At 67.2% G+C, this 25,064-nt stretch carries 26 protein-coding genes and 1 other RNA gene; 20 read left to right on the top strand and 7 right to left on the bottom strand.

The genetic code is table 11. The annotated features are described in order from the left end of the window. The 17 genes from EV675_RS10425 (at nt 1) to EV675_RS29690 (ending at nt 12,929) form a co-directional block, all read left to right on the top strand. Nucleotides 1-1,779 carry an integrase gene (locus tag EV675_RS10425; RefSeq protein ID WP_130357171.1) on the top strand — a complete coding sequence of 593 codons (1,779 nt, stop codon included), beginning with the start codon at nt 1-3 and terminating at the stop codon, nt 1,777-1,779. Between the two features lie 13 nt (nt 1,780-1,792). Then, complete coding sequence (locus EV675_RS10420; protein ID WP_130357170.1) at nt 1,793-3,049, top strand: ExeA family protein; 1,257 nt, start codon at nt 1,793-1,795, stop codon at nt 3,047-3,049. A 2-nt stretch (nt 3,050-3,051) separates the two neighbouring features. Then, nucleotides 3,052-3,420, top strand: a complete 369-nt coding sequence (locus tag EV675_RS10415; protein WP_130357169.1) for a hypothetical protein — start codon at nt 3,052-3,054, stop codon at nt 3,418-3,420. Next, entirely contained in the window at nt 3,417-3,704 is a 288-nt protein-coding gene (locus EV675_RS10410) for a hypothetical protein (RefSeq protein ID WP_130357168.1), read from the top strand. The genes EV675_RS10415 and EV675_RS10410 overlap by 4 nt, the downstream gene beginning before the upstream one ends. 35 nt (nt 3,705-3,739) lie before the next feature. After that, a complete protein-coding gene (locus EV675_RS10405; protein ID WP_130357167.1) occupies nt 3,740-4,354 on the top strand; it encodes a DUF3164 family protein in 615 nt (204 codons plus the stop codon). A 1-nt stretch (nt 4,355) separates the two neighbouring features. After that, nucleotides 4,356-4,592, top strand: a complete 237-nt coding sequence (locus tag EV675_RS10400) for a hypothetical protein (RefSeq protein WP_130357166.1) — start codon at nt 4,356-4,358, stop codon at nt 4,590-4,592. 50 nt (nt 4,593-4,642) lie between these two features. Beyond that, nucleotides 4,643-4,924, top strand: coding sequence for an HU family DNA-binding protein (locus EV675_RS10395; RefSeq protein ID WP_130357165.1), 282 nt, complete (start codon nt 4,643-4,645; stop codon nt 4,922-4,924). A gap of 2 nt (nt 4,925-4,926) precedes the next feature. Further along, nucleotides 4,927-4,991: hammerhead ribozyme type II (locus EV675_RS10390), an RNA gene on the top strand. 10 nt (nt 4,992-5,001) lie between these two features. Beyond that, nucleotides 5,002-5,322, top strand: coding sequence for a hypothetical protein (locus EV675_RS10385; RefSeq protein ID WP_130357164.1), 321 nt, complete (start codon nt 5,002-5,004; stop codon nt 5,320-5,322). A gap of 1 nt (nt 5,323) precedes the next feature. Next, nucleotides 5,324-5,752: a MarR family transcriptional regulator gene (locus EV675_RS10380; RefSeq protein WP_130357163.1), complete on the top strand. Its 429-nt coding sequence runs from the start codon at nt 5,324-5,326 to the stop codon at nt 5,750-5,752. Beyond that, on the top strand, nt 5,749-6,381 hold the full coding sequence (locus EV675_RS10375; RefSeq protein ID WP_207221937.1) for a gp16 family protein: 633 nt from the start codon (nt 5,749-5,751) through the stop codon (nt 6,379-6,381). The genes EV675_RS10380 and EV675_RS10375 overlap by 4 nt, the downstream gene beginning before the upstream one ends. Before the next feature lie 8 nt (nt 6,382-6,389). Continuing rightward, nucleotides 6,390-6,755, top strand: coding sequence for a Mor transcription activator family protein (locus EV675_RS10370; protein ID WP_130357162.1), 366 nt, complete (start codon nt 6,390-6,392; stop codon nt 6,753-6,755). A 190-nt stretch (nt 6,756-6,945) separates the two neighbouring features. Further along, nucleotides 6,946-8,949: a TonB-dependent siderophore receptor gene (locus EV675_RS10365; RefSeq protein ID WP_242621378.1), complete on the top strand. Its 2,004-nt coding sequence runs from the start codon at nt 6,946-6,948 to the stop codon at nt 8,947-8,949. A 129-nt stretch (nt 8,950-9,078) separates the two neighbouring features. Continuing rightward, nucleotides 9,079-9,732, top strand: a complete 654-nt coding sequence (locus EV675_RS10360; RefSeq protein ID WP_087779405.1) for an isochorismatase family protein — start codon at nt 9,079-9,081, stop codon at nt 9,730-9,732. 1 nt (nt 9,733) lies between these two features. Further along, the gene (locus tag EV675_RS10355; RefSeq protein WP_165404526.1) at nt 9,734-10,699 is read left to right on the top strand and encodes a Bug family tripartite tricarboxylate transporter substrate binding protein; all 966 of its coding nucleotides are present in this window, start codon (nt 9,734-9,736) and stop codon (nt 10,697-10,699) included. Between the two features lie 77 nt (nt 10,700-10,776). Next, nucleotides 10,777-11,706 (top strand): LysR family transcriptional regulator, encoded by a 930-nt coding sequence (locus EV675_RS10350; RefSeq protein ID WP_130357159.1) that lies wholly within the window; start codon nt 10,777-10,779, stop codon nt 11,704-11,706. Between the two features lie 128 nt (nt 11,707-11,834). Then, complete coding sequence (locus EV675_RS29690; protein WP_165404525.1) at nt 11,835-12,929, top strand: helix-turn-helix transcriptional regulator; 1,095 nt, start codon at nt 11,835-11,837, stop codon at nt 12,927-12,929. Between the two features lie 6 nt (nt 12,930-12,935). Here the strand turns inward: EV675_RS29690 and EV675_RS29845 are convergent, their stop codons facing one another. From EV675_RS29845 to EV675_RS10325, 4 genes are all read right to left on the bottom strand, one after another. Then, complete coding sequence (locus tag EV675_RS29845; RefSeq protein WP_207221936.1) at nt 12,936-13,871, bottom strand: hypothetical protein; 936 nt, start codon at nt 13,869-13,871, stop codon at nt 12,936-12,938. 113 nt (nt 13,872-13,984) lie between these two features. Further along, a complete protein-coding gene (locus EV675_RS10335; RefSeq protein ID WP_130357158.1) occupies nt 13,985-14,764 on the bottom strand; it encodes an SDR family oxidoreductase in 780 nt (259 codons plus the stop codon). Between the two features lie 12 nt (nt 14,765-14,776). Next, nucleotides 14,777-15,679, bottom strand: coding sequence for a polysaccharide deacetylase family protein (locus EV675_RS10330; protein WP_165404524.1), 903 nt, complete (start codon nt 15,677-15,679; stop codon nt 14,777-14,779). Between the two features lie 31 nt (nt 15,680-15,710). Further along, entirely contained in the window at nt 15,711-16,682 is a 972-nt protein-coding gene (locus EV675_RS10325; RefSeq protein WP_165404523.1) for a Bug family tripartite tricarboxylate transporter substrate binding protein, read from the bottom strand. A gap of 149 nt (nt 16,683-16,831) precedes the next feature. Here EV675_RS10325 and EV675_RS10320 point away from each other — a divergent pair, with 149 nt between their 5' ends. From EV675_RS10320 to EV675_RS10310, 3 genes are all read left to right on the top strand, one after another. Beyond that, entirely contained in the window at nt 16,832-17,557 is a 726-nt protein-coding gene (locus EV675_RS10320) for a GntR family transcriptional regulator (protein ID WP_130357155.1), read from the top strand. A gap of 290 nt (nt 17,558-17,847) precedes the next feature. After that, nucleotides 17,848-19,761: a phosphomethylpyrimidine synthase ThiC gene (thiC, locus tag EV675_RS10315; protein WP_130357154.1), complete on the top strand. Its 1,914-nt coding sequence runs from the start codon at nt 17,848-17,850 to the stop codon at nt 19,759-19,761. Between the two features lie 155 nt (nt 19,762-19,916). After that, nucleotides 19,917-20,702, top strand: coding sequence for a thiazole synthase (locus tag EV675_RS10310; RefSeq protein WP_130357153.1), 786 nt, complete (start codon nt 19,917-19,919; stop codon nt 20,700-20,702). A 16-nt stretch (nt 20,703-20,718) separates the two neighbouring features. On the opposite strand, the gene EV675_RS10305 is transcribed toward EV675_RS10310, so the two are convergent. From EV675_RS10305 to EV675_RS10295, 3 genes are read right to left on the bottom strand one after another with little or no spacing between them, the layout of a single operon-like run. Next, nucleotides 20,719-22,386, bottom strand: coding sequence for a thiamine pyrophosphate-binding protein (locus EV675_RS10305; RefSeq protein WP_130357152.1), 1,668 nt, complete (start codon nt 22,384-22,386; stop codon nt 20,719-20,721). Between the two features lie 31 nt (nt 22,387-22,417). Next, a complete protein-coding gene (locus EV675_RS10300) occupies nt 22,418-23,869 on the bottom strand; it encodes an aldehyde dehydrogenase family protein (protein WP_130357151.1) in 1,452 nt (483 codons plus the stop codon). Continuing rightward, a complete protein-coding gene (locus EV675_RS10295) occupies nt 23,842-25,056 on the bottom strand; it encodes an alpha-hydroxy acid oxidase (protein WP_130357150.1) in 1,215 nt (404 codons plus the stop codon). The genes EV675_RS10300 and EV675_RS10295 overlap by 28 nt, the downstream gene beginning before the upstream one ends. Nucleotides 25,057-25,064: the final 8 nt, after the last annotated feature.

Genomic DNA, 25,064 nt, shown 5'->3' with positions numbered 1-25,064 from the left:
ATGGCGATCGCACACGACTCGCTGACCTACCTGCGCGACGTGGCCGCCCAGCTGGATAACCTGGGAGCCCGAGCCGGCCGCCGCGCGTTGATCGAACGTGCCGCGACGTTCCTGGGCTGCTCACCGCAGACCGTGTACCGACAGCTGCAGACGAATTGCGGTTGGACATCGGGTCGCAAGGCCCGTATCGACAAGGGCTCAACGTCTGTCGCCACGGAAGCCCTGCAGGCCCTGGGCGCCGCACAGCGCGAATCAGTGCGGGACAACGGCAAGCAGACGATGTTCACGCCGGTGTCGCGCAGCATCCTGGTCAACAACGGCGTCACGTTCGGCGTCAGCAACAGCCAGCTCAACCGGCTGATGCGCGACCGGCGCCTGAATGTCGCCGCCCAGCGCAGCGGCAGCACGGTGCAGCGACTACGCGCACTGCACCCGAACCATGTTCACGAGATCGACCCGTCGCTGTGCCTCGTTTACTACCTGCGTGGCAAGCAATACATCATGCGCGACTCCGAGTTCTACAAGAACAAGCTGGAGAACTACGCCAAGGTCAAGTTCAAGGTCTTTCGTTACGTGCTCTACGACCGCGCGAGCGGTGTCGTCATCCCCTGGTACACCGAAGCCGCGGGCGAGGACATGCACGGCCTGTTCGACTTCCTCATGTTCGCCTGGGGCCAGCAGGACGGGCGGCTGTTCCACGGCGTGCCGCACCTGGTGCTGTGGGACAAGGGCTCGGCCAACCGCGCAGGCCCGATCCTGAACCTGCTGGAGGCGCTGGATGTCCGGTACGAGACCCACGAGGCCGGCCACGCGCGAGTCAAGGGTGGCGTCGAGAACGGCAACAACTTGGTCGAGACCCAATTCGAGAGCCGCCTGCGGTTCGAGCCCGTGCATGACGTCGTCGCGCTCAATCGCGCCGCCAGTGCCTGGACCAATGCGTACAACGCCAACCTGATTCCGGAGCAGGACACGCGCCTGCGGCGCAATGGGCGAGTGGTCGGTGCCCGCCTGGATCTGTGGCAGACCATCACCGCCGATCAACTGCGCATTCTCTGGCCCGTCGACATCTGCCGGGCGCTGATGGCCAGTCGGCCGGAGGAGCGCAAGGTGCGGCCCGACCTGACGATCACGTTCAAGCACCCGAATGCAGCGAGCGCGAACAGCTATCCGCTGCGCGGCCTGGCCGGAGTCAACCGCGGCGACACGGTGCTGGTGCAGGCGCTGGCCTACGGCGACGACGCGATCCAGGTGAAGGTGCCGCGATACGACGGCGAGATGCTGGTCTATCGCGTCGAGCCCGAGCGTGACGTCGATCGGTACGAGCAGCGCCTGTCGGCCGCCGTCATCGGCGAGGAATACAAGGCCGCGCCGCAGACCGACATCGAGCGAGCCGCCCGGGTGCTGGATCAGACCGCCTATCCCGGCCTGAGCGTCGAGGAGGTCAAGAAGGCGCGGTCACGCAAGGCCGTCCCGTTCAACGGCCAGCTGAACGCGCATTCCCACCTGGAGGATGTTGCGCTGCCGGCCTATCTGCCGAAGGTTGGCGAGGAGATCGACACGCCCGCGCACGTGGCCGCGGTCATCCCAACGTTGTCGGCCGATGCCGCCATGCTGCGACTGGTCGATGCGTTGCGCCGCAGCCTGACCCCGGAGGAGAACGCCTGGTTCCGTCGCTCGTATGCCGAGGGTGTGCGCGAGGACCAGGTCGACGCCCTGATCGAGCAATTCCGACAACCCCGGCGCCCCGAAGTCGGTGCCCCAACGCTGCGCATCGCATAGGAGGCATCGCGCCATGTCGCTGAAACTCAAGCTGGTCCTGGCTGATAACCGGATTTCCTACAACAAGCTGGGAATGCTGATCAAGTCGCAGGGCGGAGCCACCTGGTCGCCCGCGACGTTCTCTCAGATCGTGAATCACAACCGCTGGCCGACCGGAACACCGCTGCACGAGCAACAGCAGCAGATCCGCAAGGCCCTACGGGCGGCAGGTGTGCCGCCCACCGAGTTCAACCAGTTGTTCGACGAGCTGAAAGCCGGCGTGGACGTCCTGGCAGATACCACGCCGGCCGAGGCTGATCCCTTAGACGAAGAGGAGCCCCACAAGATGTTACTCCGAAAGCAACCCCTGACCCCGGAATGCCGCCGGCATTTCAAGATCGTGCGCGACCCGTTCACCGACGAGATGGAGTCGTCCGAGGACGTCTATCTGTCCGACGACATCCGCTACGTGCGGGCCGCAGTACGCCAGTGCGCCAAGCACGGCGGCATGCTCGCCGTCGTGGGGGAGTCGGGCGCCGGCAAGACGACCATCAAGCGGGACCTGAAGGAGTGGATCTCCACCACACGCGAGCCGATCACTGTGATCGAGCCCTACGTGCTGGGCGTCGAGGACGGCGAAAGCGCCAAGTTCAACCGCACGATGCGCGCGCAGGACATCGCGTCCGCGATCATTCGCGGCATCGACCGCCTGGCCATCGTGCGCCAAACCGCGCAGTCGCGCAGCGAGCAGGTGCATGAGCTGCTGCGGTCATCGGCAAAGGCTGGCCACCGGCATGTCCTGGTCATCGAGGAGGCCCACGACCTGCCCATCCCGACGCTCAAGCACCTGAAGCGATTCTACGAACTCGAGCCCGAGAGCGGATTCGGTCGGCTGCTGTCCATCCTGCTGATCGGCCAGACCGAGCTGGCCTGGAAGCTGGACGATCGCAATCCGCGAGTTCGAGAAGTCGTCCAGCGCATGGAGATCGCCACGCTCGGCCCGCTGGATGACGAGCTGCAGCCGTACCTCAAGCACAAGTTCAAGCGGGTCGAGATCGATGCCGATTCCATCTTCGACGCCACCGCGTTCGACGAGATGCGCACCCGCCTGCAGGCATCTCAGACGGTCGGCCGCGGCCAGGGGCGGCGCGTTGTCACGCGTTCGATCTGCTACCCGCTCGCGGTCAACAACCTGGCCAGCATCGCGCTGAACCAGGCCGCCCGGATCAGCGCGAAAAAGGTGACCGGCGAGCTGATCGCCGCCGCCATTCGCGCGCAAGTGGAGTTCTGACCATGACCACGACCCTGCAACTGGTAGAGGCCGACACCGTCGACCTGCGCCCCTCGCGCATCTTCACATCCGACTTCATCGCTCGACTGTCTGCGCTGAACGCGGCGGGCCGCCGGCTGCGCGAACTCGGCTTCACGATCAACGGGGAATGGGTGCGCATGGATCGCGGCTGCCCGCTCATCACCCTCGACGTCCACCCCTACGACTGGCAGTCGCAGCGGCTGCTGCGCCGGTTCATCTCGATTCGCTGCCTGGTGGCCGAAGGCATGAACCGTACTGAGCACGGATCGCTGGAGGGCGTCGATGTGTGCTGGCCGGCGTCGCCCGATTTCGTGGGCATCGACGAGTCGGCCACGGGGAGCGGGCTATGAGCGGACGCATCCAGATCACCCAGGGGCCGACTCTGGCCAATCCCGACGCCATCCAGGACGAGCGAGAACTGCGGGCAGAGCTCGATCGCTTGAACGAAACCTGCCTGCAAGCGACGGCGTTGCTGCACGAAATGACCGTCATCGCTCGACGCCAGGCGGACCTGATCAGCGGCCTGATCGACATGTACGAATCGGGGGATGCAACGGGTCTCTCGCGGCAATTGCGGCACCTGGCCGGCCACCGCCTACAGCAGCTCCAGATCGGCAAGCCGGTCGCCCATTGAGCTGCAGATTCTCAACCTTCGACAGGAGTACTTCGATGACCAAACCCGTTCCAGACGGCTACATGGAGGACGGCCAGGGTCGACTGATCCCGGTGGACGCTATCAAGCCGATCGACCTGGCCCGCGACGCCCTGGTGCGCGAGATTGCGGAAAAGGCCCGCGCGATGTCCGGCCAGCTCAAGGCGTTGAAACAAAGCACGTTCGCTGACATCGAGGCGTTCGTTGACATGTCCGCCGAGCAGTACGGCATCAATCTGGGCGGCGCCAAGGGCAATGTGACGCTGCTGTCGTTCGACGGCCGCATCAAGATTCTGCGCGCTACGGACGACCAGATCGTCTTCGACGAACGTCTCCAGGCCGCCAAGGCTCTGATCGACGAATGCCTGAACGAATGGACGGCCTCGGCTGGCCCCGAACTGCGGGCGATCGTTGATCGCGCGTTCGAGGTCGACAAGGCCGGCAAGCTCAGCACCAGCCGCGTGTTGTCTTTGCGCCGTGTCGATATCAAGGATGCCCGCTGGCAGGAGGCAATGCGCGCAATCAGCGACTCGATACAGATCGTGGGCAGCAAGAGCTACGTGCGTGTCTACGAGCGCATCGACGACACCGATCGGTATCGCCAGATTCCGCTCGACGTCGCGGGAGCCTGAGATGCGGATCGAGCTGCTCACGCGCCCCTGGCCGAGCTACTTCAATACGCGCCTCGGCGCGCTGGTCGGCGAAATGGCCGAGGCCGGCAGCGACGACGTGGCGATGACCTTCCTGAAAGACGGACAACCCGTATGCGCCGTGATCGTCCTGACCAGCGATCCGGCGACCGTTCGGGCCTACATGGACGCGGTCACCGCCGTGGGCGACCGCGTCCAGATAGGCCCTACCGACGTTTAAACCCGCAGCCGGCCGGGTATCTCCGCCGGCACAACCACAAGGAAATCGACATGAGCCTCACCAAAAAAGAATTGATCGCCAAGGTCGCCGACGAAACCGGCTACTCGCGCAAGGACACCGAGCTTGTGCTCGACAGCCTGGCTGGCACGCTGTCCCAGGCGCTGGCCAGCGGGGCCGAGTTCGTCCTGCCGGGCGTCGGCAAGTTTTCGACTAGCCAGCGCGCCGCGCGCACGGGCCGGAATCCGGCCACGGGCGAGTCCATTCAGATCCCGGCCTCCACGTCCGTGAAGTTCAGCGCCACCAAGGCCCTGAAGGACGCCGTGAACGCGTAGGGAAGCGAAACCGCCCGGTGGGGCGGTCTGCCGAGCGTGGTGGCTCGGTACTGATGAGCAGCCATAGGAGATTCACGATGGAAAAGAGCTTGGCAGCCGAAGCGGCCATTGCACAGATCAAGGAGGTGGTGCGCCAGTACACCGCACCGGCGGGCATTCCGAAGTACGAAGCACTGCGACAGATCATCGACATCGTCGAGGACTATGTGGCTCCAGCGCAGTCTGCCGAGGTTTTCGCGGAGGAGATCACGGCGGCCATGATTGCAGCCGGGGCTGCTGCGGCACGGATCAATGTTGAGCGTACCGGCGGCAACGATCCCGTTGTCATTTACCGGGCGATGCGCACCGAGGCCATCAAGGCCGCCCTGGGCGCGCCGGCATGTTCCTCTGGAGAATGACATGCCCACGAAAACTGACCAGATCCTGGATATGATCGCCGCCCGGCCGGGTATCCGCTCGGTCGAGATCGCTGAAGAAATGGCCATGGAAGCCACGGCTGTCTCGAGCCTGTTGAAGAGGTTGGTCGACGGAGGAAGGCTGCGCGCTGAACAGGTAACAGCTCCCAATGGCCGCAAAGTGACCGCATACACCATGATCGGAACGTTTGGCGATGGCAGCGAAGTACTTGTGCCGCGACAGCTCTGGAGCCGCGTAGTGGGCATACCCGAGAAGGGGCCATTCTCCGTTGGGCTGGCAAGCAACGGCCGGCTGACCCTTGAACTCGGCCGCAAGTCCATGGTGCTGTCGGCGGAGCAAGCACGCCAGCTCGTGCAGTACTTGGATGGCATCAACGTCGAGAAGATCCTCGGCCCAGGGAGCGCGGCGTGAACGTGCCCGACAGGCGCCTCCAGCTGATCCGCCTTGTCCATGTTGCCGCCCGCGAGCTGCAACTGGACAAGGACACCTATCGTGCCGCCCTGCAGGCTGCTACGACGACGGCTGCCAGACCAGGCAAATCCAGCGCGGCCGAGATGTCGGCGGTAGAGCTGGAGCGGGTGCTGGCCCATTTCAAGCGCACTGGGTTCAAGGTTCGCTCCAAGGACAGTGGAGGCCGTCAGGGGAGGCCGCTGGATCAATCTCCCACGGCTAGCAAGCTTCGCGCCGTATGGCTCGATCTCGCAAGCCTGGGCATCATCCGCGACGCGTCGGAGGCGGCTCTGGCCGCGTGGGTCCAGCGGGAAACCGGCATCGCCGCGATCGACTGGCTGGACGGGGAGCAGCGTAGCAAGTGCATCGAGAAGGCCAAGAAGTGGCGCGACCGAATCATCCACGGCCGACGCGTTGCTCTAGCTGGTGCGCTGGGCGTCGCGTTTTCATCCCGTGGCGCCGGATTGGCGGCTCTCCGCAAGGCTATCGACGCGGCCGCCCAGAAAGTCCTGGGGCGATCGATCGACGTCGAGAGCATGCATGAGGACGAGTACCAGCTGCTGCTCCGCTCGGCGGGGCGGCCCCAGTAGGAGGCGACATGGAAGCCCCACAGCCTAAGCGCGTATCCCCCGCCGAGATCAAGCGCCACGAGCTGCTCTCCGACATCATGGCGCACGCGCGCCAGGTGCTCCTCGAGCACGGGGTGGCCGATGCTGTGGCTGAGCAGGTTGCCGTCGCAATCGCCGACCACCTGGCCCAGCATTGGCGCGGCCAGGTCATCACGATCCCGGCCGACTACCACTATGGGATCGCGGTCCGTGACGAGGCGCTCTACAGGCAGTTTCGTGGGGATTACGGCGCGCTCGCCCGGCTGGCGGGCATGACCGAGAGCGGGGTGCGCAAGATGGTCGCCCGCGTCCAGCAGCGCCTCCACGCCCGAAACCAGGGCCGCCTGTTCGACTGATTCGGCCGCCCGGCTGAATTACACCCCTCGCAACGCTATTTCAAACAGGTTCCCGATATTTCCCGGTTCATCCCGGCCTGTTTCGGATTTATCGCGGTTATCGGGGTGGATATATCTCACCTCTGTTCAGGCCGCCGCGCTGGGCGCGCTCCCCGCCGCCCTGCTCGCGCAGACCACCGAACCGGCCACCTTGCAGGAAATCCGCGTCGAAGCCACCCCCGAGCGCGAGACCGCCACCGGCCCCGTCTACGGCTACGCCGCCAGGCGCTCGGCCACGGCCACCAAGACGGACACGCCATTGCACGAGACGCCGCAGTCGGTCACCGTGGTCACGCGCGACCAGTTGACGGACCAGGGGGCCACCAATCTGCAGGACGCGCTGGGCTACGCGGCCGGCGTGCGGTCCGACGCCTATGGCATCGACTCGCGCGCCGATTCGGTCCGCATACGCGGCACCGAGCCCACCCTGTACCTGGACGGCCTGCGCCAGCACTACGACTACTACACCAGCACCACCCGTATCGAACCCTACACGCTGGAGCGCCTGGAGGTGCTGCGCGGGCCGGCCGCCATGCTGTACGGCCAGGGCAGCACCGGCGGCATCATCAACATGGTCAGCAAGCGCCCGCAGGCCGAATTCCAGGGCGAAGCGGGCATACAACTGGGCAACCGCGGCCGCAAGCAGGCGCAGGTGGACCTGACCGGGCCGCTGACGGCCGACGGACAGTGGCTGTACCGGCTCGTCGCGCTCAAGCGCGATGCCGACACCCAGGTCGATCATGTGAAGGACAACCGCAGCCTGGTCATGCCCTCGCTGACGTGGCGTCCCAGCGCATCGACCTCGCTCACGCTGCAAGGCCTGTGGCAGAAGGATGAAAGCGGCTCGACCGCGCAGTTCATGCCGTGGTCGGGCATGCGCACCGACAACCCCAACGGCAGGATTCCCACCAGCCGCTTCATCGGCGAACCCGGCCACGACCGCTACGATTCGCGCCGCACCTCGTTCGGCTGGCTGTTCGAGCACCGCTTCAACGACCAGTGGTCCTTCAGCCAGGGCTTTCGCCATGCCAACAACAAGGTGGATTACCTGACGCATTATGCGGACTCGTTCACCGATCCGGGCGGCTGGGCCGCCGACCCGATCAACCAGCGCCGCATCGCCCGCTATGCGGACGACGCCATCACCAAGGTACGCATCGACACGCTGGACCAGCACCTGACCGGCAAGCTGCAGACCGGTATCGTGCAGCACCAGGTCCTGCTGGGCTTCGACTGGACCCGCTACCGCCGCGACCGGCGCAGCGGCATCGCCGACGGCGGCACCATCGACGCCTACGATCCGGTCTACGGCAACTACACGCCGCCCGAATTGACCGACGAGCCGCGCTACACGCTGCGCCAGGCAGGCCTGTATCTGCAGGACCAGATGAAGATAGGCAGGCACTGGATCGTGGCCGCCGGCATCCGCCACGACCGCACCACGGCCGGACTGGCCGGCAGCGCCGACGAGAAGGACAATGCCACGACCAAGCGCCTGGGCGTGATGTACGTGGCCGACAACGGCCTGGCGCCCTACGTCAACTACAGCGAATCCTTCACGCCGGTACCCGGCACCGACAAAAGCGGCGCACGCTTCAAGCCCCTGCGCGGCGAACAGTGGGAAGTGGGCGTCAAGCACCAGTCGGCCGACGGCCGGCGCATGGCCACCGCCTCGGTCTACCAGCTCAAGGAAAAGAACCAGTTGGCGGGCGACCCGACCAATCCGCTCTATTCCGTCCAGGTGGGCGCCACCAAGACCAAGGGCCTGGAGCTCGAATACCGCGGCGCGATCACCCGCAGCTTCGACCTGATCGCGCACTACAACTACATCGACCTCGACAAGTCGCTCGAAGGCATGCCGCGCCACCAGGCGGCGGCATGGGGCAAATGGCGCTTCGCCGTGGGCGACGTGAACGGCTTCGCGCTGGGTGCCGGGGTACGCTGGATGAGCTCGTTCCGCGACGGCGTGGCCCCCACCACGCCCTCGGTCACGCTGTTCGACGCCATGGTCTCGTACGAGACCGACCACTGGCGCTACGCGCTCAACCTGAACAACCTGACCGACAAGACCTACGTGGCGACGTGCCTGTCGCGCGGGGATTGCTGGTACGGCGCGCGCCGCAGCATCATCGCCAGCGCGACCTACAAGTTCTAGCCGCCGGCGCCAGCCATACCCCTCACGTATGGCTTCCAGCCGAAACCCGTCTTGGACAGGGCCGCCTCCCGCGCGGTCCAATTCTCCTCCAGAGCCACCGAGTGGCCGTTCACATTCCATGGAGGAGAAATGGACCAGGACTTGCAGATCGACGACCCCTTGTTCAAGGAAAAGGGCTTCGGGCGCCGCATCGGTTTCGGGCGCCACTGCGCGCTGATCGTCGTCGACATGATCCGCGGCTTCACGGACCCGGCGCAGCCCCTGGGCGCCGACCTGAAGCAGGCGGTGCTCGCCACCAACCGCCTCGTCGCCGCATGCCGCCGGATCGGCGCGCCCATTCATTTCTTCACGGTGGGCTACCGGGCCGACCTGTCGGACGCCGGCGTCTGGCAGCGCAAGATGGGCGGCATGGCCAGCCTGCTGGAAGGCAGCGACAACGTCCGGCTCGATCCGCGCCTGGACACGGTGGATGGCGACTCCATCATGTCCAAGAAATACGCGAGCTGCTTCGCCGGCACGGACCTGGCCGCGCGCCTGGTCTCGCAAGGCGTGGATACCGTCATCGTGACGGGCTGCACCACCAGCGGCTGCGTGCGGGCGACGGTGGTGGACGCGGTGCAGAGCGGCTTCCGCCCCATCGTCGCGCCCGAAGCCGTGGGCGACCGCTCCGGCGCGGCCCATCGCCAGAGTCTGCTCGACATGGATGCGAAGTACGGCGACGTCGTCCCGCTGGACGAGGTCATCGCCCATCTTTCCCGCATCGCGCAACCGGTGGAGGCCTGACATGAAAAAGCCAGCTCTATTCGCCGCCCTGCTGCTGGCAATGGCTCCCGCCGCTGGCCATGCCGACGCCGGGTTTCCCAGCCGTCCGATCAAGATGGTGGTGGCCGCGCCCACCGGCGGCGTGCCCGACGTCATCGCGCGCCTGGTGGGCCAGCACATGTCCGCCTCGCTGGGGCAGCCCATCGCCGTCGAGAACAAGACCGGCGCGGGCAGCATCATCGCCCTGGAATCGGTGGCCAAGGCCAATCCCGATGGCTACACCCTGCTGGTGGCCGATTCCAGCCCGCTTACCATCAACCCCACGCTGTACAAGAAGCTGCCCTACCAGGGCATGGACAGTTTCGAGCCCATCGCCTTCCTGGGCGCGGCCCAGCTCTTCCTGACGGCCGGCCCCTCGCTGAAGGCCAACTCCTTCCAGGAAATGGTGACCCAGGCCAAGGCCGCCCCGGGCAAGCTCACCTACGGCACCATAGGCATCGGTTCGCTGCACCACGTCATGTTCGAGGAAATCCGGCGCTCGGCCGGCATCGACATCATGCACGTCCCGTTCCGCGAACAGCCTTCCGCCCCCGTCGCGGCGGGGACGGCCGACATGCTGCTGGCCGGCCTGCCCTCGATAGAAGGGCTGGTGCGGGCGGGCCGCCTGCGGCTGCTGGGCGTGACCAGCAAGGCGCGCGTCGCGCAGTTGCCCGACGTGCCGACGCTGGAGGAAAGCGGCCTGCCCGGCTACGTATTCACCGCCGACATCGGCCTGCTGGCACCGCGCGGGACGCCGCCCGAACACCTGCGCAAACTGGCCGAAGCCGCCCGCCACGCCGTGGCCCAGCCCGACGTGCGGCGCAAACTGGCCGACCTGGGCATCGTCCCCGACGGCCGCGTCCTGGCCGAGTACGGGGACTACATGCGGCGCGAGATCGACCGGTTCGGCGGCATGGTCCAGCGCGCGGGGCTGGCCGGCACCCAATAGCTCGCCACCTTCCGCCGCGGTGCCGGCCGCGGCGGAATCGGCCTACTATAGGGCGGAATCCCCCATGCCTGCCGCCTATGATCACGCTGAAGCGACTCGAATACTTCGCCAAGGTCGTGGAGACGAGAAACATCACCCGCGCCGCGGAACAGCTGCACATCGCCCAGCCGGCCCTGGGCACCCACATGCGCGAGTTGGAAGCAGCCCTGGGCGTGCCCCTGCTGTCGCGGCATTCGCGCGGCGTGGATCCGACGCCGGCCGGCCGCCTGCTGCTGGAACGGTCGCGCCAGATCTTCGAGCTGGTCGCGCGGACCCAGGATGACGTACGGCGCGCCGACCAGGCCGCGCCGGTGCGCTTCAACCTGGGGCTGACCTCCAGCATCATGCTGCTGATCGGCTCGGACCTGCTGCTGACCTTGAAGCGCCGGTACCCCCACATCGACCTGCAGTTGTACGAGAACCCGAGCTTCCTGCTGGTGGATGCGCTCGAGCGCAAGGACATCGATGCCGCGCTGGCCTATTCGGTCGCGCCCCGTCCCGGCCTGTCGACCACCCCGGTACTGAAAGAACAACTGCTGCTGACGGTCCGGGCCGATCTGGCGCCTTCCTCCGGCCCCGTCGCCATGGACGAAGTGCTGGCGCACGAACTGGTCCTGGGCAACGAACGCGACGTCGCGCGCCGGCTGGTCGAAGCCAGCGCCTTCGAGAAAGGCACGCAGCCCCGCATCCAGTGCGAGACGCACTCCATCACCAGCCAGCGCGACCTGGTGCTGCGCGGCGCGGCGGCGGCCGTCATGCCCCTGGGCGCCATCGTCCGCGAGTTGGAGCGGGGCGAGGTCGTCGCGCGCCCCATCACCGACCCGGGCATGCACATCACGCTGTTCATCGTTCGCCGGCAGGCGCCGGACGAGGCCAGCCGCCAGTATGTCGACCAGACCCACCCCATCGTCCAGGCCTGCGTGGATATGATCGCGGCGCGGCTGGGGGAACTGGGCAGCGCCGTCTAGAACGCAAAAGTTGCGCTTGCCTCTCGTTTGCGGCTATGGTGGCCGTTACCCTTCGACACATCCCCAGTCCTTCCGCCCGGCATCTGCGGCCACGGCGGTCCGCCTGGATACACAAACTCATATATAAGATGGACACGAACGGGACAGCGCTCCAGTTGCTGGAGCGGCTTTATGACGGCGTACTTTCGGCGGACAGTTGGAGGCAATCGCTGCGTGACATCAGCCTGTCGCTCGGTGCGGCCAGCGCCGGGCAGGTCGCCCTGCACACGCCGACGGACTCGCTGGAGCTCGATGAACTCATCGGCATGCCACCCGGAATGGTCGCGCATTTCAACGAGATGCAGGACCTGGATCCTGGCCGGGCCGCATCGGCGCTGCTGGCCGCGGGCCGCATCTACGTGGACTACGAATTCCATGGCCGGGCGCGCCTGCAGCGCGAGCCCTTCTACCAGGAATTCCTGAAACCGAACGGCCTGGGCACCTATGCCCTGCTCCCGCTGGGGCAGGACGAAGAACGCATCTACACCTTCTCCGTGCAAAGAGAGCACGGCCGTTCGCCACTGAGCGACGACGAGACCCGGCTGATGCAAGCCGTACTGCCTCATCTTCGCACCACCTTGCACCTGCAACTTCGATTCCGCCAGCAACAGGCCGAATCGCTGCTGCTGCGGCACATGCTGGACCGGCTCGGCTTCCCCTTGCTGGTCTGTTCCGCGCGTGGCGGCATCGTGCAGTCCAACCACCTGGGCGACATCTGGCTGCAACAGCCCGACTGCCCCCTGAGCGTCCGCGCTTCCAATCTGCCCCAACCCATCCGCCGGCTGCTGGACAGAGCCTGCGGCCACGGCATCGAGGCGCCAGCGGCCGGCTCGCTCGCGTTGCCGGACGGCGGCCGGCTCATCGTCCTGCCATGCCCGCTCACCCAGGACCTGCGAGGCGGCGACGCCCTGGCGCTGCTTGCCGCGCAGGGGCCGCAATGGCGCCCCACCCCGAGGGGCACGCTGCTGCGCACCCTGTTCCGGCTGACGCCGGCGGAAATCCGCCTGGCCCATCACCTGGCCCGGCACGACGACCCGCTGCCCTCCGTTGCCGAAACCCTGGGCGTTTCGCTCAACACACTGCGCACGCAGCTGCGGTCGATTTTCGACAAGACCCAGACCCGGCGGCAGGCGGACCTGGTGCGGCTGATGGGACACCTGGGCCTGCTGACGCCGGGCGACTGACGGCGATTACAAGTCGTCGAACTCCCGGTAGCTCATCGTCTTGCTGCCCCCCAGACTGGACGAGAAGGTGACCGTGCCCGGCGCGTTGCCATCCGCCAGGAAGCGGGTGGTGATCGTCTCGGCCGAGGTCTTCGTGGCGAACGCACCCGCCAGGAAACCGCCCGCCTCGTGCGAGAAGAGAACCGTCTCGGTCATGCTCGCATCGTAGGCATAATCGGGACCGAGCACGGGATCCGAGCCGCCGACCGAGAACGAAATGCGCGAATAGGTATCGGCATCCGTACCGGGATCGTAGGCCACGGCCACGGCGTAGTCCTTGAACTTCATCGTCACGGCACCGCCATCCTCGGTCAGGACGAGCGAGGGAATATCGAACTCGGCGCGCTGCCCCTTGGGTTCGGCCGAACTCACGTCGTTGGACGCCTTCACGGAAGCCGTGCCCGACGCGGACGTCCCGTCGAAGGACGCGCCCTCGCCCAGCGTGACCCTGGCGGCCAATGTCCAGTCCGACTCCTCTTCCAGCAGGTCTCCCTCCACCTGGTCGAAATCGACCGTCGCCTTGCCCGTGAACGGAATGCCGTTGTCGGACACGCGACAGTCGTTCATGGTCAATGCCACCGAGTCCCCGGCCGACAGGGTGCCGCTGTCGTCCGCATCGGTCCAGACGCCCGAGACCGTCCCGCCGTCCAGGCACTCGGGCGTGCCGTCCCGGCCAATGACGATTCCGTTCTCGAGCATGGGTTCGAACGCCTGGTGCAGGGACACGGCCGAGAACGCCGTCTCGTGGCCGTACCAGATCTGTTTCTCGCTGAGCGTCTTGCCGTCGCCGCCGCCCCCACCGCCGCCTCCGCCACCGCCCGAATCATCACCGCCGCCGCCCCCGCAGGCGGCCAGCGATGCCGCCATCAAGGCGGCGCAAAGTGCGGTCAACGATTTCGACATGCTCGACTCCTTACTGAATGAATAGGCAATGTCGGCATTCTCGAAAATCGCGCCGCCCGGCGCATCACAGGATCCAGTGAAGAAAACCGGGCGGGCCCGGCTGGCGGTCCTGTTCAGAACACGCCGCGATACGACCCTCCATCCAGTTGCAGGTTCTGCCCCGACAGATAACCTGCCTGCGCGCTGCACAGGAAGGCGCAGGCGTCGCCGAACTCCCGCGGCTGCCCCAGCCGGCCGGCTGCGATGGTATCGACGATGCGCTGCCTCGCTTCTTCATAGCTCAGGCCCTGCTCGCGCACCATGCGCTCGGCCATGAAGCGCTGGCGATCGGTGTCGAAACGCTCGGGCAACAGGTTGTTGATGGTGACGTTGTCGGCCACCACCTCGCGCGAGATGGCCTTGCACAACGCCGTCAGGCCGGTGCGCGCGGACGTCGACAAGCCCATGGCCGGGCTGGGCGACTTCACCATGGCGGAGGTGATGTTGACGATGCGGCCGAACCGCCTGGCCCGCATACCGGGCAGTACCGCCCGGATCAGCAGGGCGGGCGCCAGCATGTTGGCCTCGATCGCGCGCAGGTAGTCCTCGCGCTCCCAATCGACGAAACGTCCGGGCGCCGGCCCCTCGTTGTTCGTCACCAGAATGTCGGCATCCGGGCAGGCCGACACCAGCGCCGCGCGGCCCGCATCGGTATTGATGTCCGCCGCGACCGCGCGCACCACGCCGCCGGTTTCGGCGGCCAGTTCCCGGGCGGCAGCGGCGGCCGAGTCCGGCGACCTTCCATTGATCACCACGTGCACGCCCTCGCTCGCCAGCGAAGCGGCGCACGCACGCCCGAGCCCGCGGGTGGACGCGCACACGATGGCCTTGCGGCCGCGAATCTGCAGATCCATGAGTCTTCCCGCCTATGCCTGTTGGTGGGCCGGCACCGGCCGGCCGATGGATTGCATCAGATGCCGCGCAAGCTCGGCGCGCGTGCCTATCCAGATGTCGTCCGCCGCCGTGGCGATCTCCAGCAACCGCTGGAACGCCGCCATCCCCGCCGGGCGTCCGCATACGTGGGCATGCACCGTGGGATCGATCTTCTGCGGCGTGCGTTCCCACTTGCGGACGTAGTCGAGCCAGTCTTCGAAGATGTCCACCATGGCGCTGGGCGGCTGGCCGTGGCGCATCACCAGCGGCAGGTCATTCACTTCCATGGTGCCGGGCACGGCCACGATCGCGTGGTCGCCGAAATCGACCAGGTAGGGCATGTCGTCGTTCAGCGTGTCGCCATGCCAGAGATAGCCGGCCTGCGCCAGCAGGCGCGCCGTGCGGTGGCTGGGCGTGCCGCGCGGGCTGATCCATCCCAGCGGCGTCCGGCCCGTCGCCGCCGCGATCAGGTCGGTCGTGCGGCGGATGTTGTCGCGCTCCTGCGCCTCGTCCAGATAGGCGGGAATCACGTCCATCGCATACGAATGCGCGACGACGTCGTGGCCGGCCTGGGCGATGCCCTTGACCTCGTCCGGGTAGCGCTCGGCCATGATCCCGCTCACCAGGATGGAGGCCCGGACGCCGTTGCGGGCCAGCGCCTCGAGCACGCGATGCACGCCGCGCCGGTGGCCGTACTCGGCCCAGCCGACCGCGTTCAGGTCGGGAATGCCGCCCTTGAGCGGATTGCCCATGGGACCGATACCGGGCCACGCGCCGTCCGACCACCATTCGTAAGCCATGCGGAACACCACGCCTATGCGCTTGCCGCCGGGCAGCAGGAAGCCGGCGGGCGGATGGATCTCGGTCGCGCCGGCGTGCAGGTTCAATACATCCATGTTGGTTCCTCGTTCGGTCAGGGTCATCGGATCATTGGGCTTCGATGCCGGCACGCTTGACGGCTTCCGCATAGCGGGCGGAATCGGCGCGCACCAGTTCGGCGAAGGCCTGGCCGGCGCGTGGGTCGGGCTCGTAGCCGCCGTCGCGCAGCATCTTGGCGAACGCCGGCTGGGCGACGATGTCGCGCACCGTGGCGGCAATCGTGTCGATCGCCGCCTGCGGCGTGCCGGCCGGCGCGAACAGGCCCTGCCAGGCCGCCGGCAGCACGAAGTCGGCAACGCCCGCCTGCGCCATGGTCGGCGCATCGGGATACTCGGGCGTGCGCTGTTCCCCGGTGAAGCCCAGCGGACGCACCTTGCCGGACTGGACGTAGGGCAGCGCGATCGTCGGCGGAATGAACATGATGTCCACGTCGCCCGCCGCCACCGCGTTCAGCGCCTGCGACGCGCTCTTGTACGGCACGTGCAGCATGCTCATGCCGGCACGCGCGGCGAACAGCTCGCCCGCCAGGTGCAGGGTATTGCCTATGCCCGGCGACGAATAGGTGATCGGCTTGGCGGCCTTGCGGCCATAAGCCACCAGCTCCCCCACCGTGCGCACGGGCAGCGCGGGATTGACCATCAGCAGATAGCCCGTGCCCGTCGCCACGTTCGCCACCGGCACGAAATCCTTGCCGATGTCGTAGGGCAGCTTCTTGTAGACATGGGGATTGATGACGAACGAGGTCGTCACGTGCAGCAGGGTGTAGCCGTCGGGCGCGGCCTTGGCCATGTCGGCCGCCCCGATCACGCCATTGGCCCCGGGCTTGTTGTCCACCACCACGCGGGTCTTCAGCCGCTTGTCCATCTCGGCGGCCAGTTGCCGCGCCACGGTGTCCGGCGTCCCGCCCGCGCCGAACGGGACGACCACCCGGATCGGATGCGACGGATAGGGCGCCTGCCCATGGGCGAGCGGGCCCAGCGCCATCATCGCGGCCAGCCCCCACCATCGGATCGTTTTCATAGTCTCTCCTTTTTTATCGATAAAAAATATTTCTTTTCTATTTTTATCGATCACAGACGAAAAACAAAACCACGGAGAAACCCGTACATGCATCGCCCCAGTGCGATCCCCAAGCTGTGTATGATTTATCGATAAAAACTTGATCCATCATGCTGGAATCCAACGACTCCCTTCCCCCCGGCCGCACCGTGCCCGCCACTCTCGCCTCGCAGACCTACGAGCGCCTGCGGCGCGACATCGTGGATGCGCACTACGCGCCCGGGCAGAAACTGGGCACCCGCCAGTTGAGCGAGCGCTACGACGTCGGCCTTGCCCCGCTGCGGGAGGCGCTGACGCGGTTGTCGCGCGAAGGACTGGTCGTCCAGCACGACCGGCGCGGCTTCGCGGTGCCCAACTTCGGCGGCGCACATCTGGAAGAGCTCTCGCGCACCCGCGCCTGGCTCAACGACATCGCCCTGCGGGCCTCCATCGACTACGCGGACCAGACCTGGGTCCAGGGGCTGGTCCAGGCCTATCACCGGCTGACGCGGCTGGACCGCTACCTGGAAGGCGAAGCCGGACCACGCGAGAATCCCGAGTGGGAAGCCGCGCACCGGGACTTCCACACCGCCCTCATCGCCGGCTGCCGGTCGCGCTGGATGATCGACTACTGCAACCAGATGTTCGAAGCCTCCACCTACTATCGCCGCTACTCCCGCATCACGGCCGAGCATCGCAAGGGCCGCGAGAACGAACACGAGAGACTGTTCCAGGCGGCGGTATCGCTGCAGGCCGACGAAGCCGCGCGCCTCATGCGCAAGCACGTCATGGAGACCGCCCAGCGCGTGCAGGAACGATTGCTGGCCGAGTCGGCCAGGCCGGGCCTGCGATCCTGACACGCGCGATGGTGCAATGCGCAAGCGATGCGCGTTGGACATTGGCCGCCGCCAGCCTATACTTACGCCCGTGACGCAGGGGTACTCATCGCCGGTTCGGCGTGGGTTGAGATGACACCCTCAGCACCTGTACGGATAATGCCGATGCAGGGAGCGTTTTCCGGCGGAACCTCGCGTTCCCGGCGTGCGGCCCACAGCCCTTCTCCCAGTCCGTGCACGGGCATCATCGGGAGGCCACCCGGAAAATCCCTTCCTTCGTTCGGCTCCGGAAACCTTTTCTTGGAGCTTCCATGAACGCCAATCCCAAGTTCATCGCCGCCACGGCCCAGGTCGACCAGGCCGCCATCCAGCCGCTGCCCCGGTCGCGCAAGATCTACGAGCAAGGCTCGCGCCCCGATATCCGCGTGCCCTTCCGCCAGATCGAGCAGGCCGATACGCCCACCATGTTCGGCGGCGAACAGAATCCGCCCATCACCGTCTACGACACCAGCGGCCCCTACACCGATCCGGACGTCAAGATCGACATCCGCTCGGGCCTTGCCCCGCTGCGCGAGAACTGGATCGCCGAACGCGGCGATACGGAACAGCTCGACGGCCCCAGCAGCGCCTACGGCCGCGAACGCCTGGCCGACCCCAAGCTGGCCGAACTGCGCTTCAACCTGCACCGCGCCCCGCGCCGCGCCAGGGCCGGCGCCAACGTGACGCAGATGCACTACGCGCGCCGCGGCATCGTCACGCCCGAGATGGAATACGTGGCAATCCGCGAGAACCTGCGCCGCGAGCAATACATCGAGTCGCTGCGCGCCAGCGGCCCGCAAGGCCAGCGCCTGGCCGAACTGCTGGGCCGCCAGCACCCGGGCCAGTCCTTCGGCGCCTCGATTCCCGCGCGCATCACGCCCGAGTTCGTGCGCGACGAAGTCGCCCGCGGCCGGGCCATCATCCCGGCCAACATCAACCACCCGGAAATCGAGCCGATGGCCATCGGCCGCAACTTCCTGGTCAAGATCAACGCCAACATCGGCAACTCGGCCGTCACCTCCTCCATCGCCGAGGAAGTGGAAAAGATGACCTGGTCCATCCGGTGGGGCGGCGACACGGTCATGGATCTTTCGACCGGCAAGCACATCCATGAAACGCGCGAGTGGATCATCCGCAACTCGCCCGTGCCCATCGGTACCGTGCCCATCTACCAGGCGCTGGAGAAGGTCGACGGCAAGGCCGAGGAACTGACCTGGGAAATCTTCCGCGACACGCTGATCGAACAGGCCGAACAAGGCGTGGACTACTTCACCATCCACGCCGGCGTGCGCCTGCCCTTCGTGCCCATGACCGCCAAGCGCATGACGGGCATCGTCTCGCGCGGCGGCTCCATCATGGCCAAGTGGTGCCTGGCGCATCACAAAGACAGCTTCCTGTACGAGCGCTTCGAGGAAATCTGTGAAATCATGAAGGCCTACGACGTCAGCTTCTCGCTGGGCGACGGCCTGCGTCCCGGCTCGATCTACGACGCCAACGACGACGCGCAGCTGTCCGAATTGCGCACCCTGGGCGAGCTGACCCAGGTCGCCTGGAAGCACGACGTGCAGGTCATGATCGAAGGCCCCGGCCATGTGCCCATGCACATGATCAAGGAAAACATGGACCTGCAGCTCGAGCACTGCCATGAAGCGCCCTTCTACACGCTGGGCCCCCTGACCACCGACATCGCCCCCGGCTACGACCACATCACCTCGGGCATAGGCGCCGCGCAGATCGGCTGGTACGGCACGGCCATGCTCTGTTACGTCACGCCCAAGGAACACCTGGGCCTGCCCAACAAGAAGGACGTCAAGGACGGCATCATCACCTACAAGATCGCCGCCCACGCCGCCGACCTCGCCAAGGGCCACCCCGGCGCGCAGATCCGCGACAACGCGCTGTCCAAGGCCCGCTTCGAGTTCCGCTGGGACGACCAGTTCAATCTGGGCCTGGATCCGGACACCGCCAAGGAGTTCCACGACGAGACCCTGCCCAAGGACTCGATGAAGGTGGCCCACTTCTGCTCGATGTGCGGACCGCACTTCTGCAGCATGAAGATCACGCAGGACGTGCGCGAGTACGCCGAGCAGCAGGGCGTGAGCGAGGCCGAGGCCCTGAACAAGGGGATGCAGGAGAAGGCGGTGGAGTTCGTGAAGAAGGGGGCGGAGATCTATCACAGGTCGTAAGCCGTACCGCCCGTTCGGTTCGGGGCATGCAAGCCCCTTGGGTACACTGCACCTATTCACCCCGGGCACAGCGGATCTGGCTCCGCCAGTCCGCCAGTGCCGCCCCCCGGGGGCGCGCGTGAGCGCGTAGGGGGGCATTCCTCTAGGATCCAACCATGACAGACACATTCACTCTTGCCGGCAAGACCTACTCCTCCCGCCTGTTGGTGGGCACCGGCAAGTACAAGGATTTCGACGAGACCAAAGCGGCCATCGACGCCAGCGGCGCCAATATCGTGACGGTGGCCATCCGCCGCACCAACATCGGCCAGAATGCGGGCGAGCCCAGTCTGCTGGACTACCTGCCTCCCAGCGAATACACCATCCTGCCCAACACCGCCGGCTGCTATACCGCCGACGATGCCGTGCGCACGCTGCGCCTGGCGCGCGAGCTGCTGGATGGGCATGACCTGGTAAAGCTGGAAGTGCTGGGCGACTCGCACACCCTGTTCCCGAACATGCCCGAGACCCTGAAGGCCGCGGAAACGCTGGTCAAGGACGGTTTCAAGGTGATGGTGTACTGCACGGACGATCCCATCCAGGCGCGCATGCTGGAAGAGATCGGCTGCATCGCCGTCATGCCGCTGGCCTCGCTGATCGGCTCGGGCATGGGCATCCTGAATCCGTGGAACCTGCGGCTGATCATCGACCAGGCCAACGTGCCCATCATCGTGGACGCGGGCGTAGGCACGGCCTCGGATGCGGCGATCGCCATGGAGCTGGGCTGCGACGGCGTGCTGATGAATACCGCCATCGCAGCGGCCAAGGATCCGGTGCTGATGGCCAGCGCGATGAAGAAAGGCGTGGAAGCCGGGCGCGAAGCCTTCCTGGCGGGCCGCATGCCCAAGAAGCTCTACAGCGGATCGCCCAGCTCGCCTACGACCGGGCTGATCCAGTCATAAAGCCGCGCCCGGCCCGTCACCCTTGCCGCAGCTTGGCGATCGTCGCCCGCGGCGAGATCACGTCGGGGTCGGTCTTCAGCGCCAGCAGGGCCGGCCGGCCCGCCGCCAGCGCCCGGGCGAACGCGGCGGGGAAATCGGCGGTGGTCGGGACCTGCTCGGCGTGCAGTCCGTAGGCCGACGCCAGCGCGACGAAATCGGGATTGCGCAGGTCGGTGCCATGGACCCGGCCCGGGTAGTGCCGCTCCTGGTGCATGCGTATGCTGCCGTACATCCCGTTGTCCACCACGATGAACACGGCATTCGCGCCGTACTGGACCGCCGTCGCCATCTCCTGCGAATTCATCAGGAAACAGCCGTCCCCCGCGAAGCAGACCGCGGGCCGATCGGGGTGGACGAGCTTGGCGGCGATGGCAGCCGGCACGCCGTAGCCCATGGTCCCGCTGGTGGGCGCGAGCTGCGTGCGCCAGCCCCGGTACTGGTAGAAGCGCTGCACCCATAGCGTGTAGTTGCCGGCCCCGTTCGTGATGATGGACTCGGGCGGCAGCACCTCGCGCAGGTGGGCCATGACGTCGCCCAGGTCCACGGGGCCAGGCATGGGCGCGTGCCGCAGGTTGTCGAGATAGTCCGCGCGGGCCTGCGCCGTCCAGTCGGCCCAGGCCGGAGGCGCGGCGGGCGCCAGTTGAGCGGCCGCCGCGGCGAAGGACGCCATGTCGGCGTTGATGGCGACGTCGGCGCTGTAGACGCGTCCCAGTTCGCCCGCGTCCAGATGGACGTGCGCCAGCTTCTGGCGCGGCCGGGGCACGTCCAGCAGCGCATAGCCGTTGGTGGAGGTCTCGCCCAGGCGGGGCCCGACCGCGACGATCAGGTCGGCCTGCCCGATGCGGCCGGCCAGGCGCGGGTCCATGCCCAAGCCCGACTCGCCCACGTAGCGGTCGTTGCGGTTGTCGAACAGGTCCTGCCGCCGGAAGGTGCAGGCCACGGGCAGGTCGAAGGCGCGCGCGAAGCGCTCGATGTCTTCGCAAGCCGCGCGCGACCAACCCCCGCCGCCCAGCAGCATCATGGGCCAGCGGGCCTCGGCCAGCAAGGCCGCCAGATCGTCCATATCCCGCGCCGCGGGCGCCTGCGCGATGCGCCGGTAGCGCGGAGCGTCGTGCGCCACCGCCATCTCCGCCAGCATGTCCTCCGGCAGGGCCAGTACCACCGGACCGGGGCGGCCCGAGGTCGCCACGTGGAAGGCGCGGCTGACGTATTCCGGAATACGGCGTGCATCGTCGATCTGTTCCACCCACTTGGCCTGGGTGCCGAACATGTGGCGGAAGTCGATCTCCTGCCAGGCTTCTCGCCCCATGTCGCCGCGCGCCACCTGGCCGACGAACACGATCAGCGGCGTCGAGTCCTGCCGCGCGGTATGGATGCCGATGCTGGCATTGGTCGCGCCCGGCCCGCGCGTCACGAAGCAGATCCCGGGCTCGCCGGTCAGCTTGCCATAGGCCTCGGCCATGTGCGCGGCCCCGCCCTCCTGGCGGCACACGACCAGCCGTATCGCGTCGCGCGCTTCGTACAACGCGTCCAGCACGGCCAGGAAACTCTCGCCCGGGACGCAGAAGGCGGTGTCCACGCCGTGCGTGCGCAGGGCGTCCACCAGTATCCGGCCGCCGCTGCGTGCCTCGGATGTTCCACTCATGTCGGTTCCTTGAAATCTCGTTGGGCGCGCCTCAAGCCACGCCGGCGCTGCGGTAGATGTGCTTGGTTTCCAGGAAGTCGCCCAGCCCCTCGTAGCCATGCAGCCGGCCCAACCCACTCTGGCGGTAGCCGCCGGTTTCCGCCTCGGCGAACAGGCGGTTGTGGTCGTTGATCCAGACCGTGCCGTTGCGCAGAGCGCGTGCGACACGCAATGCGCGGTCGCCGTCGGCGGTCCAGACGCTGGCGGACAGCCCGTACACCGTGTGATTGGCGCGCCGCACCGCCTCGCGCTCGTCGTCGAAGGACTCGAGCACCACGAAGGGGCCGAAGATTTCTTCCTGGCAGAAGAAGGCCGAGCTGTCGCGATGCGCGACCAGCGTGGGCGTCAGATAGCTGCCGCCGGCCAGCGCCCCCTGCGGCCGGCCACCGCGCAGCAGGACTTCGTCGCATTCGTCCAGCGCGCGCTGGACCGCCTCGTCCACGGTGCGTACCGCCTGCGCGTCGATCAGCGGGCCCATGCCCGAGGACTCGTCCGCTCCGGGGCCGACCACGATGGCGGACAGGGCCTGCGTCAAGGCACGCTTCATCTCGTCCAGGCGCGAGGCATGGACCAGCACGCGCCGCGCGGCCGTGCACTGCTGCCCGGAAATGATGGTGGCCGCCGCTGCCAGCTGGCGCGCGGTCGCCTCGATGTCCGCATCGGGAAAAACCAGGCAGCACGACTTGCCGCCCAGCTCCAGCGACAGCTTCTTCATCGTGGGCGCGGCCGCCGCCATGATGTGCTGGCCGACCAGGTTCGAGCCGGTGAAGCTCAGCACGTCCACGTCGGGCGACGCGACCAGCTCCCTGGCCACGTCGCTGCCGGTCTCGCACACCAGGTTCAGCACGCCGGAAGGCAGGCCGGGCACCTGCGCCAGTTCGTGCAGCACCGCCGCCGTGATCTGCGCAGTCTGCATCGCCGGTTTGACAATGACGGTGCATCCGGCTGCCAACGCCGGCGCAAGCGCCCGGATCAGCAGCACCACCGGAGCGTTCCAGGGAATGATGAGCCCCGCCACTCCGGCCGGTTCGCGCAGCGTGGCCGCGAAGGCTCCGGGCTCCACTTCCATGAAATGCCCGGGCATGTGGCGCGCCAGCCCGGCGTAGTAGCGGATCTCGGAAATGGCGCCGGCCATCTCGCCGCGCGCTTCGCGCAGCACCTTGCCGTTCTCGCGCGTCAGCAGCGCTGCCAGGTCCGTGCGGCGTTCGAGCCGGTCGGCCCATTGCAGCAGGACCTGCTGCCGCACGCGCGGGCTTTGCGGCCAGGCCGTCGTGTCGAAGGCATGGCGGGCGGCGGCGATGGCCGCCCGCGCCTCGGCGCGACCGCCGTCGGCCAGCGTGCCGATGGTCTCGCCCGTGGCGGGGTCGATGCTGGCAGCCGTGCGGCCGTCGTTGGAAGGCTGCCAGTGTCCATCGATCAGATGGCGGGCGTCGAGCAACTGCATGAACAATCTCCGGAATGGGTGCGGAATGCTGAAGGCGGGCCGGGCCGGACCAGGTATCGTCGATCCAGGTCCTCGATGTCGGCGCACCCCAGCAGGGCGAGGTCGACGTCGATCTCGCGCTTGAGCAGGGCCAGCACATGGGCGACGCCCGCCTGGCCGCCCACGGCGAGTCCGTACATAAAGGGACGGCCGATGAAGACGAAGTCGGCCCCCAGCGCCAGCGCCTTCAGGATGTCGGTCCCGCGGCGAAAGCCGCTGTCGACCATGATCGCCAGCCGCGGCGCCGCGGCCGCGATGGCGGGCAAGGCATCCAGCGGCGCCAGCGCACTGTCGAGCTGGCGGCCGCCGTGGTTGGAGACGATGAGGCCGTCGGCGCCGATGGCCTGGGCCCGCCCGGCATCCTCCGGATGCAGCAGGCCCTTGATCACCAGCCGGCCGCGCCAGCGCTCGCGCACCCAGGCCAGATCGTCCCACGACAAGGCGGCGCGGCCGGCGCGATGGTCGCCGGTCGCCGCGGTGATGATGCGGTTGCCGCGTACCGCGGAGAAATTCTCGAACCGCGGGATGCCCTGGCGCAGCAGCGTCCTCAGGAAGGTCCGCGCCAGCCAGCGGGGACGGACCAGGCCGCCGGCCACCAGCCGCGGCGTGAGCCGCAGCGGCAGGCTGAAGCCGTTGCGCAGCTCCACCTCGCGCGTCGAGGCGATCGGCACGTCCACCGTCACCACCAGCACCGTAACGCCCGCCCGCTCGGCGCGCTGCAACAAGGCGCCGATCAGTTCCCGGTTGGACGGGACATAGGCCTGGAACCAGCTTCCCGGCGCCTGTTCCAGCACGCGCTCCATGGGCGTGGTCGAGGCGCCGCTCAACACGAAGGGTACGCGGGCCTCGGCCGCCGCGCGCGCCATCGCGAGGTCGCCGTCGAAACCGCAGATGCCGGCCACGCCCATGGGGGCGATGCCGAACGGCGCGGCGTATTGCGTACCGAACAGGCTCCTGGCCTGCGACCGGCGCGACACGTCCACCAGGAAGCGCGGCACGAACCGCCAGGCATCGAAAGCCTGGCGATTGCCGCGCAGCGCGCATTCGGTTTCCGAGCCGCCCGAGACATAGCCGTACACGCTGGGCGGCAGGCGCCGCCGCGCGGCCTGTTCCAGATCGCCGGTGGACAGGATGGAAGCCAGAGTCATCGCCATTC

The sequence above is a fragment of the Pigmentiphaga kullae genome (assembly GCF_004216695.1).
In the GTDB taxonomy this organism is placed as follows: Bacteria; Pseudomonadota; Gammaproteobacteria; order Burkholderiales; family Burkholderiaceae_B; genus Pigmentiphaga; species Pigmentiphaga kullae.
This window is presented reverse-complemented; position numbering and strand designations above follow the sequence as displayed.

What these genes read in the sequence shown, in the direction of transcription:
- EV675_RS10360 (WP_087779405.1), top strand. Translation starts at nt 9,079, where the DNA reads ATGGACCAGGACTTGCAGATCGACGACCCCTTGTTCAAGGAAAAGGGC.
- EV675_RS10420 (WP_130357170.1), top strand. Translation starts at nt 1,793, where the DNA reads ATGTCGCTGAAACTCAAGCTGGTCCTGGCTGATAACCGGATTTCCTAC.
- thiC (WP_130357154.1), top strand. Translation starts at nt 17,848, where the DNA reads ATGAACGCCAATCCCAAGTTCATCGCCGCCACGGCCCAGGTCGACCAG.
- EV675_RS10415 (WP_130357169.1), top strand. Translation starts at nt 3,052, where the DNA reads ATGACCACGACCCTGCAACTGGTAGAGGCCGACACCGTCGACCTGCGC.
- EV675_RS10400 (WP_130357166.1), top strand. Translation starts at nt 4,356, where the DNA reads ATGCGGATCGAGCTGCTCACGCGCCCCTGGCCGAGCTACTTCAATACG.
- EV675_RS29845 (WP_207221936.1), bottom strand. Translation starts at nt 13,871, where the DNA reads ATGTCGAAATCGTTGACCGCACTTTGCGCCGCCTTGATGGCGGCATCG.
- EV675_RS10355 (WP_165404526.1), top strand. Translation starts at nt 9,734, where the DNA reads ATGAAAAAGCCAGCTCTATTCGCCGCCCTGCTGCTGGCAATGGCTCCC.
- EV675_RS10410 (WP_130357168.1), top strand. Translation starts at nt 3,417, where the DNA reads ATGAGCGGACGCATCCAGATCACCCAGGGGCCGACTCTGGCCAATCCC.
- EV675_RS29690 (WP_165404525.1), top strand. Translation starts at nt 11,835, where the DNA reads ATGGACACGAACGGGACAGCGCTCCAGTTGCTGGAGCGGCTTTATGAC.
- EV675_RS10350 (WP_130357159.1), top strand. Translation starts at nt 10,777, where the DNA reads ATGATCACGCTGAAGCGACTCGAATACTTCGCCAAGGTCGTGGAGACG.
- EV675_RS10380 (WP_130357163.1), top strand. Translation starts at nt 5,324, where the DNA reads ATGCCCACGAAAACTGACCAGATCCTGGATATGATCGCCGCCCGGCCG.
- EV675_RS10300 (WP_130357151.1), bottom strand. Translation starts at nt 23,869, where the DNA reads ATGCAGTTGCTCGACGCCCGCCATCTGATCGATGGACACTGGCAGCCT.
- EV675_RS10425 (WP_130357171.1), top strand. Translation starts at nt 1, where the DNA reads ATGGCGATCGCACACGACTCGCTGACCTACCTGCGCGACGTGGCCGCC.
- EV675_RS10385 (WP_130357164.1), top strand. Translation starts at nt 5,002, where the DNA reads ATGGAAAAGAGCTTGGCAGCCGAAGCGGCCATTGCACAGATCAAGGAG.
- EV675_RS10320 (WP_130357155.1), top strand. Translation starts at nt 16,832, where the DNA reads ATGCTGGAATCCAACGACTCCCTTCCCCCCGGCCGCACCGTGCCCGCC.
- EV675_RS10305 (WP_130357152.1), bottom strand. Translation starts at nt 22,386, where the DNA reads ATGAGTGGAACATCCGAGGCACGCAGCGGCGGCCGGATACTGGTGGAC.
- EV675_RS10405 (WP_130357167.1), top strand. Translation starts at nt 3,740, where the DNA reads ATGACCAAACCCGTTCCAGACGGCTACATGGAGGACGGCCAGGGTCGA.
- EV675_RS10335 (WP_130357158.1), bottom strand. Translation starts at nt 14,764, where the DNA reads ATGGATCTGCAGATTCGCGGCCGCAAGGCCATCGTGTGCGCGTCCACC.
- EV675_RS10370 (WP_130357162.1), top strand. Translation starts at nt 6,390, where the DNA reads ATGGAAGCCCCACAGCCTAAGCGCGTATCCCCCGCCGAGATCAAGCGC.
- EV675_RS10310 (WP_130357153.1), top strand. Translation starts at nt 19,917, where the DNA reads ATGACAGACACATTCACTCTTGCCGGCAAGACCTACTCCTCCCGCCTG.
- EV675_RS10395 (WP_130357165.1), top strand. Translation starts at nt 4,643, where the DNA reads ATGAGCCTCACCAAAAAAGAATTGATCGCCAAGGTCGCCGACGAAACC.
- EV675_RS10295 (WP_130357150.1), bottom strand. Translation starts at nt 25,056, where the DNA reads ATGACTCTGGCTTCCATCCTGTCCACCGGCGATCTGGAACAGGCCGCG.
- EV675_RS10325 (WP_165404523.1), bottom strand. Translation starts at nt 16,682, where the DNA reads ATGAAAACGATCCGATGGTGGGGGCTGGCCGCGATGATGGCGCTGGGC.
- EV675_RS10330 (WP_165404524.1), bottom strand. Translation starts at nt 15,679, where the DNA reads ATGGATGTATTGAACCTGCACGCCGGCGCGACCGAGATCCATCCGCCC.